The following is a 13,017-nucleotide window of genomic DNA, read 5'->3' as shown; positions in this document are numbered from 1 at the left end:
GCGCAAGGTCAGATCGACACCTCGTCGAGCAGCGCCGTGATCGCCGCGATGCTGTGCCCGGCCACCAGGGCGTCGACGTGCGGCAGCACCGCGGCCAGCCCGCCGGCCGTGGGGGCGAAACCGGGCCGGGCGGCGTGCGGGGTGGCCCAGATCAGGCGGTGCGCGAGCCGGCGTACGTGGGCTGCCGCCACGCCGAGGTCGGCCGGATCCCCGCGTTCCCAGCCGTCGCTGAACACGACCACGACGGCCCGCCGGGCGACGCCGCGATGGCCGTGCCGGCGCAGGAACTCGGTGAGCGTGTCGGCGAGCCGGGTGCCGCCGCGCCAGTCCGGGATCGCCTGCCCGGCGGCGAGCAGCGCCGCCTCCACGTCCCGGGTCCGCAACGACGGCGTGACCCGGGTCAGCCGGGTGCCGAGCGTGTACACCTCCGTCCACCGTGGACGATTCCGGACCAGCGCGTGCCCCAGCCGCAGCAGCGCATCGGCGTACGGCGCCATCGACCCGGAGACGTCGGCCAGCAGCACCAGCCGGCGCGGCCGGGGCCGGCGGGAGCGCCGGGCCAGCAGCCGCGGCTCGCCGGCCGCGCGCAGCATCGCCCGCATCGTCCGCGGCGGATCGGGCCGTCCCCGGGGCCACGGCCGGTACCGCCGGCCGGGGCGCCGCGGATCGGCGGCCGCGGCCAGCGTCAGCAGCCGCATGGCCTCGGCGCGCTCGGCAGCCGACAGCGTGGCCAGATCGCGGTGGCGCAGCACCTCCGCGTCGCCGGCCCGCACCGCGAGCCCCGAGTCGCCGTCGAGGGTCTCGTCCGGCGGCCGTTGCGATCGGAACAGCGCCCGCTCGGGCAGCCGGCGCACCTGCCACGGGGTGCCCTTCGGCTCGGCGTCCCGGGTGAACCCCGCGAACGCCGCATCGAAGCGGGCGACGTCGTCCGGCGAGCCGCACAGCGTCAGCCGGGCTGCCCAGTAGAGCAGGCGGGGGCCGGTGGCGTCCACCGCCCGGAACATCGCCTGGACCCGGTCCGGCGTCGCCGGGACGCCGGCCGCCCGCACCGCGGCGACGAGGTCAAGGAGCATCCGCCGCCGCCTCGACGAGGTCCTCCGGCGGCAGGGCGCGTACCCGGTCGATGTCCTCCCGGACCTTGAGCACCGCGCCGAGCGTCAGCGCCGTGATCTCGGCGCTGAGCGCCGTCGCGCCGAGCGCGCCGACCGCCGCCGCCCAGTCGACGGCCTCCGCCACCCCGGGCGGTTTGACCAGGTCGAGCGCCCGCAGCCGGGCCGTCGCGCCGGCGATCTGCACCGCCAGCCGCTCGGTCACCTCCGGCAGCCGGATGCGCAGGATCGCCGCCTCCCGCTCCGGCGCGGGGTGCCCGACCCAGTGGTACAGGCACCGTCGCTTGAGCGCGTCGTGCACCTCCCGGGTCCGGTTGCTGGTCACCACGACCAGCGGCGGCTCGGCGGCGGCTATCCGGCCCAGCTCCGGTACGGTCACCGCGGCGTCGGCCAGCAGCTCGAGCAGGAACGCCTCGAACTCGTCGTCGGCCCGGTCGACCTCGTCGATGAGCAGCACGCAGGGCGCCTGCTCGATCGCCTGCAACAGCGGCCGGGCGACCAGGAAGCGCCGGTCGTAGAGGCCGGCCTCCAGCTCCTCGGCCGTCTTCGCGCCCCCGGCCGCCGCCTCCACCGCGCGCAGATGCAGCACCTGGCGCGGGAAGTCCCAGTCGTACAGCGCCTGCGCCGCGTCGAGCCCCTCGTAGCACTGGAGCCGGACGAGCGGGAGCCCGGTCGCCTCGGCCAGGGCGCTCGCGAAGGCGGTCTTGCCCACGCCCGCGTCCCCCTCGAGGAAGATCGGGCGGTGCAGCTTGAGCGCGAGGAAGCCGGCGACCGCCAGCCCCTCGTCGGCGAGATAGCCGGCGGCGGCCAGCGCCTCGGCCAGGGCGGCGGGGTCGGCATATCCGGGCACGGCTCCACTATGCGCGTACGGAGATCCGCTGGCTACCGCCGACCGGGCGGCCGGCGCGAAGGTCCAGTCGTTCTCCCGGTACGCGAAATCGGTCACAGTCCCGGTAGAAATTCCGCAAATCAACTAATCTCCGGGCATGGCCTCTTTCAACGACACGGTGATCGAGAAGTTCCGCGCGAGCAAGGGCGTGCTTGGCGGCCACTGGGAGGGAAAGACGACTCTGCTGCTGCACACGCTCGGCCGCAAATCCGGGAAGAACTTCGTCAACCCGCTGGTCGCGGCGCCCTTCAACGGCTCGTACATCGTCTGCGGCAGCGCGGGCGGCGCGCCGGGGGACCCGCAGTGGGTCGCCAACCTGGAGGCTGTCGATGGCCCGGTGACCGTCGAGCTGGGCGCGGACACTCTCAAGGCCGACCACCGCGTGGTCCGGCCGGGTCGCGACGACGACTGGGACAAGCTGTACGGGGTGTGGCGCGCGTACTGGCCGGACGCCGCCGACTACGAGACCAAGACCGACCGCAAGTTCCCGGTCGCCGTGATCACCGTCCACTGAAGTCCCGGCAGGACTGGCCCGGCAGCCGCCGCCCCGGTTAGCGTGCGGTATGAAACGCGCGCTGGTACTGGGCGGCGGCGGGGTGACCGGCGTCGCCTGGGAGATCGGGATGCTGACCGGTCTCGCCGAGGCGGGAGCCGATCTCACCGGCGCCGACATCATCATCGGCACGTCCGCCGGCTCGGTGGTCGGTGCCTTGGTGGCCGGCGGCCGCCCCCTGCCGGAGATGTACGCGGGCCAGCTCGCCCCGCCGACCGCCGAGCTGCCCGCCCGGCTCGGCGTGACGACGCTGCTGCGCTGGGCGTGGGCGGCGGCCGGCCGGCGCGACGAGCAGCGCGCCCGGGCCCGGATCGGCGCGATGGCGCTCGCCGCGCGCACCGTGCCGGAGGCCGATCGCCGCGCGGTCATCGCCGCCCGGCTGCGCAACCGCGACTGGCCCGAGCGGCGCCTGCTGATCACCGCGGTCGACGCGCGGACCGGCGAGTTCGTCGTCTTCGACCGCGAGCACGGCGCGAGCCTGATCGACGCGGTGGGCGCCAGCTGCGCGGTGCCGGGCGTGTGGCCGCCGGTCACCATCGGCGACCGCGTCTACATCGACGGCGGCATGCGCTCACCGGTCAACGCCGACCTCGCCGCCGGCTACGACCGCGTCGCCATCCTCGCGCCGGTGACCGGGGGCTTCGGCCCGTCGGGGCGGCTCAGCCGGCAGATCGCCGCCCTCGGCGGCCGGGTCGTCCTCATCCAGCCGGACGGGCCGGCGAGACGAGCCTTCGGCCGCAACGTGCTGGACCCGGCCCGCCGAGCCGCCGCGGCCCGAGCCGGCCACGCCCAGTCCAGGCAGGAATCCGCCCGAGTCGCCGACTTGTGGACCGGGGCGGCAGCCTGACGCCCTTCCGGCCGATCAGAACGGACTCATCTGGTCGAGAACCTTGCGGCAAGGTCGACGATCTGCTCCACCTTCGGCAGATCGCGCTCGACGTCCTCCGTCTCCATGCTGGGATGTTCGGCGGACGGGTATTCGGCCTGATTCCGGCGTCGGCGCATGCGGTCGAACGGTCGCAGCACTCCGCCCAGCGGCGGATCAAGCTGAGCGGACACCGCCTCGCGTACCGCGATGTGCCCGCCCCGGCTCGTCGCTCGCAGCCCTTGGTTTTCGAGCACGGCCGCCAAGGCCTTGCGCGCCGCGTCGTAGACCAGCTGATAGCTGCCGACCGGATCGATACCGGCGATTGCGCGCGCGGATTCCAGGTGTTGCCGTGCCTGCCCGAGGAGTACCTCCGCGTGATCCCGGCTGGCCGGCACTCGTTCGAGCTCGCCGCTTCTGATCATGCCGTCGAGAGTGTCGCGTCCCTGCTCCCACCTCATTGGTCATCTCTCCGAAAGATCGATCGGATATAGCGGCCGCGCGCGCACCGAGGTCAGGAAGGGATCGTTGCCGGATCCCCACGCCCGGGCGGAAACCTGGTGTACGTTGACTTCACGACCGAGCCGCTGCTCGGCGGCCCGGGCCGCGTCGGCGAGGTCGTCCTCATCAGCCGCACCGACGATCAGGACATCGATGTCACGTGGCGGTGGCCCCTGCTCGCCTGCGTAGCGCGCCGCCCAGGAGCCGTACACGTACGCCTCGTCGACGCCCCCGACCGCGGCGAGCAACTCGCCGAGAACGGCGACTGGTCCGTAGGTCAGAGCCAACAGCTCGCCGAGTGGACGCGCCAGCGGGTTGTCGATATTCGCCCGCAGCAATCGCAGATTTCCCCGGCGCTCCTCGCGCACCACGTCGGCCTCGGAAAGGCGATCGACTTCGCGGCTGATCGTGGACTGAGACACGTGGAGTCGATGGGCCAGCTCCGTGACCGAGTATTGCTCATCGGGATGGAGGAAGAGCCACGCCAGCAGTTCGCCGACCAGCGGCGAACGAAGCAGTGGGAGCAGCCGCGACTGAGCTTGCACGTCTTGCATACTACCTTGCAGGATCTGCAAGTAGTACGGGCGCGGTCAGTCGCCGGGCGGCGGTCAGGGGCTGGGTTGCGTCAACGGCTGGGCGGCCGTGAAGGCCACGCTCAGCAGCCCGGCGCCGGTCTGGACCTGGTAGCGCGTGCGTCCGCGCTTGACGACGGTGCCGGCCAGGCCCGCGTACTTGCCCGTGCCGGTCACCCGGACCCGTTCGCCGACCTGGACCGGGACGGGCGCGGCCGGCGGCGCGGATCGGCCGGCCCGGATGCGCGCCAGCTCGGCCTCGTACCGGGGGTCCATCGCGGCCGGCCGGCCGCGATGGGACCACGTGTAGATCGCGGCCGGGTCGAAGCCGCGCGAGCAGCCGCGGCAGGACTTGACGCGGATCGGCCGGCGGTGTGCCGTCGTGCGGTGACCGGCCGGGCAGATGCCGACCCACGGTCCCTCGACGCCGGGCGCGTCGGCCGGCATGCAGCGCTCACCCGAGCAGCCGATCCGCCGCGCGGTGGCCCGCCAGGCCCGGTCGTGGCCGTGCCGCGGGCCGGTCAGGGCATGGGCGATCTCGTGCAGCACCGTCTCGGTGACCTGCTCGGCGTCGTAGACGGAGATCAGCGGCCGGGACAGCCCGATCTCCTTGCCGGCGAAGCGGCACACCCCGGCCCGGGTCTTGGCGTTGTCGAACACCAGCCGCCATCCGGCCAGCCCGTGCCGGGCCATCAGCCGCGAGGCCAGCCGGCTCGCTTCGGTCAGATCCACCCGTTGCTCCCCGCCGACGTACCAGGCCCGCCATCGTGCCACGCCGGGCCCGGACCGGCGGTCCACGGGTCGATCGGGGCTACGGTCAGCGCAGCGGAAGCTCGGTGCGGTCGCCGGCGGCGCGGGGGCCGAAGATGCGGCGGTCGGACTCCTCGATCCGCAGGTCGTTGATGCTGGCCTCGCGGCGGCTCATCAGGCCCTCGGCGTCGAACTCCCACAGTTCGTTGCCGTAGCTGCGCCACCACAGGCCCGCGGCGTCATGGCACTCGTACTGAAAACGTACGGCGATGAGGTTGTCGCCAAAGGTCCAGAGCGACTTGCGCAGCGCGTAGTCGAGCTCGCGCTGCCACTTCGTGGCCAGGAAGGCCTCGATCTCGGCGCGCCCGGTGACGAAGACGTCCCGGTTCCGCCAGACCGAGTCCTCGGTGTACGCGAGCGCGACCCGCGCGGGATCGCGAGTGTTCCAGGCGTCCTCGGCGGCCTGCACCTTCGCGGCCGCGGTCTCGCGGGTGAAGGGGGGTAGTGGTGGGCGCATGCAATCAACATAGCCGCACCCGCCCGTGTGGCGGTTTGAACCTATCCGCGGATGGTGAACGGTCGGAGGAGTTTGAACGCTGGCTTTCCGGGCATCCGTCGCAGCCACGCGTTGGGAGGAAATGGATGCAGGCCGTTTCGGTCAGGGCCACGGCCGGCGCCAAGCCGCCGGGCTGACAGGGCGCGCGCCGATGGACGGCACCGACGGCTACGCACAACGCCTGGCGGAGCTCACCGCGAGGATCGAACAGTCCCGGCTCAGCCCGGAACTGGTCTGCGAGCGCGCGGCCGGCCTGCTGGCCGGGCGGGTCGGCTGCTGCGTCGACGACGCCCACACCCACCTGCGGATGCTCGCGGCGCAGCGCGACTCCGAGGTCGCCGACGTGGCGGCCGCGGTGATCGCCACCCTGGAGACCCGCCGGCCGTTGCCGTCCATCGGCCCGTACGTCGTCGACTTCCACATCGGCGCCGGAACGCCGCCGGCCGACGGGGCCGGCACGCGGGTCTATCCCGGCGAGCACGCCCCCTGGCCGAGCGGATCGCCCAGACCGAGCGGCTCGGGCAGCTCGGCTGGGGCGAGTGGGACCTGGTTTCCGACGCCACCGTCTGGTCCGAGGGCCTGTACCGGATCTACGAGCGGGACCCGGCGGACGGCCCGATGCCGCGGGAGGAGTCGGACGCGCTCGGACTGTCCGAGGACGAGGCACATCGCCGGTACGCCGCGGAGGCGTTCGGCCGCGGCGAAACCGTGGACGTGACGACCCGTGCCCGCATCAACGGCAAGGTCAAGTGGTTGCGCGCCGTGATCGACGCGATCCGCGACGCCGATGGCCACCCGGTCAAGATCTACGGCATCATCCAGGACGTCACCGCTCGCGAGAACAGTCGCGCGAAGCTGGCCGAGGTCCAGGAGGAGCTGCGCGAGCACAAGCGGAGCCTGGCCGCCGAGCACCGGGTGGCCACCCAGCTCCAGCAGATCGTGCTCCCGATCCCGGACGCGCCGATCAAGCTGCCGGGGCTGCGCGTCGGCGTACGGTATCTGCCGGCCGAACAGGCCGGCCGGGTCGGCGGCGACTGGTACCACGCCGCGCCCGGCCCGGACGGCGCCGTCATCCTGGCGGTCGGCGACGTCGCCGGGCACGGCCTGTGCGCCGCGGCCACCATGGCGAAGCTGCGTCACGCCCTCGCCGCGCTCGCGGTGACCACGACCTCCGACCCCGCGACGCTGTTGATGCACCTCAACGTTCTGCTCTGCACCACCGGGCCGGGGGAGGCGGCGCCCGCCGCCACCGGCGTCGTCGCCCGCTACGAGCCCGCCGGGCGGACCCTGATCTGGGCCCAGGCCGGACACCCCGCACCGCTGCTGGCGCGCGACGGCAGCACCGCCGAGCTGCCCCGGCCGGCCGGGCCGCTGCTGGGCGCCCTGCCGCGGGCCACCTACGCCACTGCCACCTGCACGCTGGAGCCGGACGACCTGCTGGTGCTCTACACCGACGGGCTCGTCGAACACCGATCCGGCGGCGTGGACGCCGGGCTGGGCCGGGTGATCGAGCTCCTCGACAGCCTCGCCACCGGTCCGCGGCCGATGGAGGACTTCCTCAGCCGGCTGCGCCGCGCCAACCCCGACGACGACACCTGCGTCCTGGCCGCGCGACCCGACCCGGTGTGAGCCGGCGACGCCGGGATTCACGACCGTTCCATGGCCCGCTTTCCGTGGATCAGGCGCAGAGCCAGCTCCGGGCTGAAGACGCCGGCCGCGGTGGTGGGCGCGATGCCGCACTTGCCGTCCGAGTTGCCGGGGTTGGTGATCCAGAGCTCGAGGGCGGCCGGATCCGCCGTCGAGCGCCGGCCCAGCTTGCGACCGCCGGGGTTGCACCATTTCCCGTTGCCGCCGTTGCCGTTGCGGCTGGTGTCGATGACGTACCCGGCGGGCCGGCGCAACGCGGCCCGCACCCGTTCCGCGTACCGCCGGGACTGGGACGTGCCGATGTAGTTGGAGACGTTGACGGCGAAGCCGCGCACCCGGGCCACGCCGGCCGCCCGCAGCCGCTTGGCCATCGTCGCGGGACCGGTCCAGTCGGCATGGCCGGCGTCGATGTAGGTCCAGGCGCCCGGGGCCCGCTCGGCCAGGATCCGGGTGGCCGCGTTGAGCAGCCCGAGCCGGGTGGCGATCTGCGCTATGGGCTGACTGCTGATGGCGTTCCGGATGGGGGGCGCGCGTTCGTCCCCGGGATGCGCGGCGACCCAGCGGCGGCCGGCGGGCGGCTTCGATGGCGCGTCGGCGGCGCGCAACGCGACCGCGACCGCGGCCAGTACGACCGCCGCCGGACCTGAGCGGAATCAGGTCGCCTCCCGATAGGCCGGAATCCCGAGCAGCTCGTCGACCGTGACGAAGCGGTACCCGCGCTCCCGCAGGCCGTCGACCGTGAGCTCGACCGCCTTCACCGTTTGGGAGCGGTCGCCGGTCCGGCCGTCGAAGCCGTCGTGGAAGATCAGGATCGTGCCCGGTCTCGTCCGGGCGATCGCGCGGCCGGCCATCGCGGCGCCGTCCCGGTGGAAGACCTCCAGGGGGTGGCCGAAGACGCCGGCCACCGGCTCGAGACCTTCCCGCCGCAGCATGCGCAGCAGGGCCGGCTGGCGCCACAACCAGGGCGTGCGGGCCAGGGCCGGGGTGCGGCCCAGCCGCTCGCGCAGCACCTGCTGGGTCTGGCGGACCTCGCGGCGGAAGGCGCCGGGCCGCAGGTAGGTGCCGAACCGGTGGGTCAGCGAATGGTTCCCGATCACGTGCCCCGCGGCCGCGATCCGCGCCGTCGTCTCCGGATGGCGCTGCACGCACCGTCCCACCTGGAAGAACGTGCCCCGGACGCCGCGCCGGGAAAGAACATTCAAAATCTCTGACGTGTACGGCTCATTGGGCCCGTCGTCGAACGTCAGCGCGACGACGCGGTCCTCGGGCGTGGCGCGGTAGGGGTAGCGGCCGAAGAGTTGCGACTGCGGGAGCATGAAGAGCGCGTACGCCAGCGCGGCGAGGGCCGGCACGACGAGCCACAGCGCTACCACTGGACGCCCGCCGGGACCGTGTGCTGGTGCACGTACTCGGCCGCGGTGTCCGCCTTCTCGGCGAGGAAGGCCCGCGGCTGCTGGAACCCGACCAGCGCCACCGCGGCGACCAGGGCCGCCGCGACCAGCCGGAACCGGTGCGTGGGCCGCGGGCGGCTGTCGCGGAAGACCGGGGCCGAGCCGATCAGCCGCCGTCCGGTGACCCGGTTCAGCAGGTACGCCGACAGGTAGTAGATGAACAGGCAGACCACGACGTTGTAGAAGAAGCCCCGGTTGAACCGCCGGCCCGAGGTGGAGGTCGGATTGGCGTGGTCGTAGACCACCCGTCCCGCCCGGCGCATCCGGCGCAGCAGGTCCAGCTCGTCGCCGCCCTGGGTGAGGCTGGTGTCGTACCCGGTCCAGCGGTCCCGGCGGAAGGCGATGTTGGTGGCCGAGACGTACCAGGTGCGGCCGGTAACGCGGTAGATCGCGTGCACCGCGCCGAACAGCGTACGGGCGAAGACGCGGCCCCACCGCGGCCCGTCGTGGTACCGGCACGGCCCGACCACCGCGACGACGTCGGCGGACTCCCGGAAGGAGCGGTCGATCCTCGAGAGCCAATCCTTGGCGTACGTGGTGTCGGCGTCGGCCGAGACGACGATCTCGCCGGCGCTCGCCGCGGTGCCGGCCTGGCGGGCGTTGCAGACCCCCGGCGCCGGCTCGGCGATCACCCGGACGCCGAGCTGCCGGGCGATCCGGGCGGTGTCGTCGGTGCAGTTGTTGTCGACCACGACTATCTCGTACGGGCCGGGGAAGTCCTGATTCTGCAGGGAGACGATCGCGTCGGAGATGTAGGACGCCTCGTTGTAGCACGGGACGACGACGCTGAACCGGATTGTCATGGCGATCAGCGTCGGCGCGCGGCCATCCCGAGAGCCATCCATGATCACCCCGATTCGGCCCTGATTTCTCCGGTCGGCCGGCCCGATGCGCCCGGGCCGGGTCCGTTGCCGGTCGGGGTTCGCGGTCAGGCGGCCGGCGTCCAGTGCGGGTCGCGGCCGAGGTAGCGCAGCAGCTCGGCGGCGGCGCCGTCGTTATCGCCGGGCGCCAGCGCGGCGGCGTAGGCGCCGTACTGGCGCAGCGGCTCGACGATCGCGCGGGCCACCGGCATCAGCTGGGCGGCGAGGTCGTCGCCGAGCGGCGACGGCTGTCCGGCGGCGACCGCGATGTCCCAGGCGTGGACGGCGGCGTCGAGGGCGGCGGCGCCGGCCGCCGTGGCGGCGGGCAGCGGCCCGTGCGGCAGCGGGGTCGGCGCCGTGCCGGTCGGGTCGACCGTGGCGAAGGCGGCGGCGGACGCGGCCAGGGTGGGCTCGACCAGCTCGGCCGGGGCGCCGGCCAGGACGCCCGACGGGGCGAACGGATTGTCCGTGGGACCGCCCTGGCCGGTGATCGCCGCGACGTACGCGAGCTGGTCGCCCGCCGCGTGCTGCAGGACCTGGGTGACGTTCCACTCGGTGCAGGGGGTGGCCCGGCCGAGGTCGGCGGCGGTCAGCGCGGCGGTCGTGTCGCGCAGGGCCGAGTGTGCGAGGTCGAGGATCGTCCAGGTGGAGGTCGCGCTCATGGTCTCTCTCCTTCGGGATCGGAACGGAACGAACCGTTCCGCTAAGTCCATACAGTAGCGGAACGTTCCGTTCCGGTCAAGTGCTAGCCTAGGTCCATGACCGGGAACACGCTCAGCGGCCGACGGGCCCAGGCCGCCCGCAACGACGACGCGATCCTCGCCGCCGCGCGCGCCGTCTTCATCGCCGAGCCGGATGCGCCCATCGGCGAGGTCGCGCGGGTGGCGGGCGTCGGCATCAGCGCGCTCTACCGGCGCTATCCCAGCAAGGAGGCCCTGCTGGCGACGCTCTGCCGGGACGGGCTGCGCCGGTTCGTCGCGATCGCCGAGGCGGCCCGCGAGGTGGCCGGCCCGTGGGAGGCGTTCGTCGAGTTCCTGCGCGGCGTCGTCGACGCCGACGTCCATTCGCTCACCGTTCATCTCGCCGGCCGGTTCCCGCCCACGCCGGAGCACCGCGAGCTGGCCGTGCGGGCCGGCGCCCTGGAGAGCGAGATCCTCCACCGCGCCCAGCGGGCCGGCGTCGTCCGTGGCGACCTCGAGAGCACCGACCTGCCGATGCTCTACGAGCAACTGGCCGGCATCCGCCTCGGCGATCCCGAGCGGATCCGCGAGCTGCGCCGGCGTTACCTCGACGTGCACCTCGCCGGCCTGCGATCCGACGCGGCCGGGTACGGCCCGCTGCCCGGTGCCGCGCCGACCCAGGCCGAGCTGGGCGCCCGCTGGAACCGCCCGGCTGAGTCCTAGCGGCCCTGGCCGTCGCTGTCCGGGGTGTACCAGGCGTCCGGGATCAGCTCGATCTCGGGCTGTCCCTCGGGCTTGCCGTCGAACGGATGCACCTCGGCTCCCGCCGGAAGGCCGACCCGGCCCAGCCAGATGCCGTGATGGCACCGGTCGCACCACGCCGTGACCGACCCGGTGCGGCTGCCGGCGTACCCGTAGAAGGTGAGCCGGACGTGGCCGCCGTCCCCCTCCGGGCAGGGCACCTCGACCGGGTGGGGGAAGGCCTCGAACACCTTGAGGAAGGCCTGATACCAGGACTCCCAGCGACGCTCTGCCTCCGTCATCTCTGGCATCTCGCTGTCATTCCCCCTCGAGCAGGTGCTTGTGTTCCTGCCACCAGCGTTCCTCATAGGCGTACGCCCGCGCCTCGTAAGCCTTGCGGGCCTCCTCCGTCCACGGGAACGGCAGGCCGTTGCGCAGCTCGTCGAGGTGGAACCGCTCGTGCGCCAGCGTGCGGGCGAGCTGCTCCTCGTCCATGAACGCGTCCCGCGCCAGCTTGATCTCCCCGTCGGGCATCGTCACACCGTAGAACTCCTTGCCCGGGCCGCCGCCGCGCCGGAACTTGTCGATGCTGAAGTTCACGCCCTCCAGGTCGATGCCGTACTTCTTGGCCAGCGCCAGCACGTTGTCGCGGCTCATCAGGATCTTCTTGCCGTTGCGGACGATGCCGTCGCCCTCGCGGAAGAGCCCCCGCTCCAGCCCGCGCGACCCGCGCAGCCGGGCGATCAGCTCCTGGACGATCTCGCCGAGCCGGCGCACCAGCGTGCCGAGGTTGCGCAGGCTGGAGATCAGTTCCTTGAGCCAGCGGGAGATCTTGGCGGCCCACGAGGCACACAGCGTGGACACCTGCTCGACCACCAGCGGCGTGGCCGTGCCCAGCGAGGCGAGCAACTCGCCCGCGTACACGATCAGCCGCGAGACCACGGTGGCGACCGCGTCGCGCACCATCATCCGCACGGTGGCGATCAGCAGCCCGGCGCCCTCGGTGATGAGCGCCATCGTGTCGGACGCCTTGGCCAGCGCCTGCAGCGACTGGTCGCGCTGGCCGGCCCAGGTCCGGTACGCGTCCGAGGCGGCGCCCTGCCATTCGGTCAGGTCGAATCGCACCGCCCGGGCGAAACTCGTCGGAGTCGGCCCGGACGCTCTGCGCCACGTTGCGCCACGTCTGCGCGTGGCCGGCGATCGCGCCCGGGTCGCCGGCGAGCCAGTCGAGGGCCTCGGAGAGCGGCTTGACGTGCTCGATCAGCCACGCGATGCCGTACTGCAGCAGCGCGCCGACCGGGTCGGACACCAGGGCCAGCGCGTCCAGGCCGGCGCCGACCACGCCCAGTGTCCCGTCCACCCAGCTCTTGTTCTGCACCCCGTGCGCGATGAGCTCGATGTCCTCGGCGAGCCAGACCCCGGCCCAGGCCGACTTCGGCTGCTCGATCGGGCCGGAGACCAGTGGGTTGGTGGTCATCCGGCGCCCCTGATCGCGTCGGCGCTGAACGAGTCCGAGGCCTCGTACTCGGCGGCGGTGGTGCGCAGCTTGGCCCCGGTGTCCCGCAGCGACTCGGCGCACTCGTCCAGGCCGTCGACCAGGATGTCGTGCAGCGCGTTCAGCATCACCGGGACCATCACGCAGAGCTGCCCGTACGCGCCGTTGTCGGCCCGCACCGCGCGTCCGGCCCCGGCCGCGGTCGCCACCCGGCCGGCGACCGCCTCGACATGGCTCGCGTGCGTGACCAGCTCGGTCTGCCGCACGCTCAGTTGATCAGACATGAGACACCCCCGTTCCGGCCACGCTAACGAAGGCTGTCAATCGATCGCCCGTGTCGCCGCGGTG

Annotated in this window: 19 protein-coding genes; 5 read left to right on the top strand and 14 right to left on the bottom strand. The window is 73.2% G+C overall.

The features are described from left to right. Positions 1-8: 8 nt before the first annotated feature. Positions 9-1,073, bottom strand: coding sequence for a vWA domain-containing protein (locus ACFQS1_RS18575; RefSeq protein ID WP_378969784.1), 1,065 nt, complete (start codon positions 1,071-1,073; stop codon positions 9-11). Next, complete coding sequence (locus ACFQS1_RS18570) at positions 1,063-2,055, bottom strand: AAA family ATPase (protein ID WP_378969782.1); 993 nt, start codon at positions 2,053-2,055, stop codon at positions 1,063-1,065. The genes ACFQS1_RS18575 and ACFQS1_RS18570 overlap by 11 nt, the downstream gene beginning before the upstream one ends. Positions 2,056-2,095: 40 nt before the next feature. On the opposite strand from ACFQS1_RS18570, the gene ACFQS1_RS18565 reads away from it, so the two are divergent. Together ACFQS1_RS18565 and ACFQS1_RS18560 are read left to right on the top strand one after the other, a co-directional pair. Continuing rightward, a complete protein-coding gene (locus ACFQS1_RS18565; RefSeq protein WP_378969780.1) occupies positions 2,096-2,512 on the top strand; it encodes a nitroreductase/quinone reductase family protein in 417 nt (138 codons plus the stop codon). 49 nt (positions 2,513-2,561) lie between these two features. After that, positions 2,562-3,398, top strand: coding sequence for a patatin-like phospholipase family protein (locus ACFQS1_RS18560; RefSeq protein ID WP_378969777.1), 837 nt, complete (start codon positions 2,562-2,564; stop codon positions 3,396-3,398). A gap of 26 nt (positions 3,399-3,424) precedes the next feature. Here ACFQS1_RS18560 and ACFQS1_RS18555 read toward each other — a convergent pair whose 3' ends face one another. The 5 genes from ACFQS1_RS18555 to ACFQS1_RS18535 all read right to left on the bottom strand — a co-directional run bounded on the left by ACFQS1_RS18555 (position 3,425) and on the right by ACFQS1_RS18535 (position 6,254). After that, positions 3,425-3,841, bottom strand: a complete 417-nt coding sequence (locus ACFQS1_RS18555; RefSeq protein ID WP_378969775.1) for a hypothetical protein — start codon at positions 3,839-3,841, stop codon at positions 3,425-3,427. Positions 3,842-3,880: 39 nt separating this feature from the next. Further along, complete coding sequence (locus ACFQS1_RS18550; RefSeq protein WP_378969772.1) at positions 3,881-4,462, bottom strand: winged helix-turn-helix domain-containing protein; 582 nt, start codon at positions 4,460-4,462, stop codon at positions 3,881-3,883. A 63-nt stretch (positions 4,463-4,525) separates the two neighbouring features. Continuing rightward, a complete protein-coding gene (locus tag ACFQS1_RS18545) occupies positions 4,526-5,221 on the bottom strand; it encodes a SprT-like domain-containing protein (protein WP_378969770.1) in 696 nt (231 codons plus the stop codon). A gap of 85 nt (positions 5,222-5,306) precedes the next feature. Further along, positions 5,307-5,756: a nuclear transport factor 2 family protein gene (locus ACFQS1_RS18540; protein ID WP_378969768.1), complete on the bottom strand. Its 450-nt coding sequence runs from the start codon at positions 5,754-5,756 to the stop codon at positions 5,307-5,309. 207 nt (positions 5,757-5,963) lie between these two features. Then, positions 5,964-6,254, bottom strand: coding sequence for a hypothetical protein (locus ACFQS1_RS18535; RefSeq protein ID WP_378969766.1), 291 nt, complete (start codon positions 6,252-6,254; stop codon positions 5,964-5,966). A 159-nt stretch (positions 6,255-6,413) separates the two neighbouring features. Between ACFQS1_RS18535 and ACFQS1_RS18530 the strand changes: the two genes are divergently transcribed. Further along, entirely contained in the window at positions 6,414-7,424 is a 1,011-nt protein-coding gene (locus ACFQS1_RS18530; RefSeq protein ID WP_378969763.1) for a PP2C family protein-serine/threonine phosphatase, read from the top strand. A 17-nt stretch (positions 7,425-7,441) separates the two neighbouring features. Here the strand turns inward: ACFQS1_RS18530 and ACFQS1_RS18525 are convergent, their stop codons facing one another. From ACFQS1_RS18525 to ACFQS1_RS18510, 4 genes are all read right to left on the bottom strand, one after another. Beyond that, the gene (locus ACFQS1_RS18525) at positions 7,442-8,047 is read right to left on the bottom strand and encodes a glycoside hydrolase family 6 protein (RefSeq protein ID WP_378969761.1); all 606 of its coding nucleotides are present in this window, start codon (positions 8,045-8,047) and stop codon (positions 7,442-7,444) included. 48 nt (positions 8,048-8,095) lie between these two features. Beyond that, complete coding sequence (locus ACFQS1_RS18520; protein ID WP_378969758.1) at positions 8,096-8,815, bottom strand: polysaccharide deacetylase family protein; 720 nt, start codon at positions 8,813-8,815, stop codon at positions 8,096-8,098. Beyond that, a complete protein-coding gene (locus ACFQS1_RS18515) occupies positions 8,809-9,696 on the bottom strand; it encodes a glycosyltransferase family 2 protein (RefSeq protein WP_378969756.1) in 888 nt (295 codons plus the stop codon). Before ACFQS1_RS18515 ends, ACFQS1_RS18520 begins: the two co-directional genes overlap by 7 nt. 125 nt (positions 9,697-9,821) lie before the next feature. Beyond that, positions 9,822-10,415, bottom strand: coding sequence for a TIGR03086 family metal-binding protein (locus ACFQS1_RS18510; RefSeq protein ID WP_378969754.1), 594 nt, complete (start codon positions 10,413-10,415; stop codon positions 9,822-9,824). A gap of 96 nt (positions 10,416-10,511) precedes the next feature. Here ACFQS1_RS18510 and ACFQS1_RS18505 point away from each other — a divergent pair, with 96 nt between their 5' ends. Further along, on the top strand, positions 10,512-11,156 hold the full coding sequence (locus ACFQS1_RS18505; RefSeq protein WP_378969752.1) for a TetR/AcrR family transcriptional regulator: 645 nt from the start codon (positions 10,512-10,514) through the stop codon (positions 11,154-11,156). On the opposite strand, the gene ACFQS1_RS18500 is transcribed toward ACFQS1_RS18505, so the two are convergent. After that, complete coding sequence (locus tag ACFQS1_RS18500; protein WP_378969750.1) at positions 11,153-11,476, bottom strand: hypothetical protein; 324 nt, start codon at positions 11,474-11,476, stop codon at positions 11,153-11,155. The genes ACFQS1_RS18505 and ACFQS1_RS18500 overlap by 4 nt on opposite strands. Positions 11,477-11,492: 16 nt before the next feature. Further along, positions 11,493-12,299, bottom strand: coding sequence for a hypothetical protein (locus tag ACFQS1_RS18495; RefSeq protein ID WP_378969747.1), 807 nt, complete (start codon positions 12,297-12,299; stop codon positions 11,493-11,495). A gap of 122 nt (positions 12,300-12,421) precedes the next feature. On the opposite strand from ACFQS1_RS18495, the gene ACFQS1_RS18490 reads away from it, so the two are divergent. After that, positions 12,422-12,664, top strand: coding sequence for a hypothetical protein (locus ACFQS1_RS18490; protein WP_378969745.1), 243 nt, complete (start codon positions 12,422-12,424; stop codon positions 12,662-12,664). Here ACFQS1_RS18490 and ACFQS1_RS18485 read toward each other — a convergent pair. Then, positions 12,648-12,953: a type VII secretion target gene (locus ACFQS1_RS18485; RefSeq protein WP_378969742.1), complete on the bottom strand. Its 306-nt coding sequence runs from the start codon at positions 12,951-12,953 to the stop codon at positions 12,648-12,650. The two genes, ACFQS1_RS18490 and ACFQS1_RS18485, sit on opposite strands and share 17 nt — an antisense overlap. Between the last annotated feature and the right edge of the window lie 64 nt (positions 12,954-13,017).

Origin of the sequence: Paractinoplanes rhizophilus, assembly GCF_042664765.1 — a bacterium.
Classification (GTDB): Bacteria; Actinomycetota; Actinomycetes; order Mycobacteriales; family Micromonosporaceae; genus Actinoplanes; species Actinoplanes rhizophilus.
Note: the sequence above shows the minus strand (reverse complement) of the source record. Positions and strands in the feature narration are given on the sequence as shown.

Excerpts from the sequence above, each read along its gene's own strand:
- ACFQS1_RS18555 (WP_378969775.1), bottom strand. The coding sequence starts at position 3,841 with ATGATCAGAAGCGGCGAGCTCGAACGAGTGCCGGCCAGCCGGGATCAC.
- ACFQS1_RS18500 (WP_378969750.1), bottom strand. The coding sequence starts at position 11,476 with ATGACGGAGGCAGAGCGTCGCTGGGAGTCCTGGTATCAGGCCTTCCTC.
- ACFQS1_RS18560 (WP_378969777.1), top strand. The coding sequence starts at position 2,562 with ATGAAACGCGCGCTGGTACTGGGCGGCGGCGGGGTGACCGGCGTCGCC.
- ACFQS1_RS18510 (WP_378969754.1), bottom strand. The coding sequence starts at position 10,415 with ATGAGCGCGACCTCCACCTGGACGATCCTCGACCTCGCACACTCGGCC.
- ACFQS1_RS18505 (WP_378969752.1), top strand. The coding sequence starts at position 10,512 with ATGACCGGGAACACGCTCAGCGGCCGACGGGCCCAGGCCGCCCGCAAC.
- ACFQS1_RS18485 (WP_378969742.1), bottom strand. The coding sequence starts at position 12,953 with ATGTCTGATCAACTGAGCGTGCGGCAGACCGAGCTGGTCACGCACGCG.
- ACFQS1_RS18575 (WP_378969784.1), bottom strand. The coding sequence starts at position 1,073 with ATGCTCCTTGACCTCGTCGCCGCGGTGCGGGCGGCCGGCGTCCCGGCG.
- ACFQS1_RS18540 (WP_378969768.1), bottom strand. The coding sequence starts at position 5,756 with ATGCGCCCACCACTACCCCCCTTCACCCGCGAGACCGCGGCCGCGAAG.
- ACFQS1_RS18565 (WP_378969780.1), top strand. The coding sequence starts at position 2,096 with ATGGCCTCTTTCAACGACACGGTGATCGAGAAGTTCCGCGCGAGCAAG.
- ACFQS1_RS18515 (WP_378969756.1), bottom strand. The coding sequence starts at position 9,696 with ATGACAATCCGGTTCAGCGTCGTCGTCCCGTGCTACAACGAGGCGTCC.
- ACFQS1_RS18530 (WP_378969763.1), top strand. The coding sequence starts at position 6,414 with ATGCCGCGGGAGGAGTCGGACGCGCTCGGACTGTCCGAGGACGAGGCA.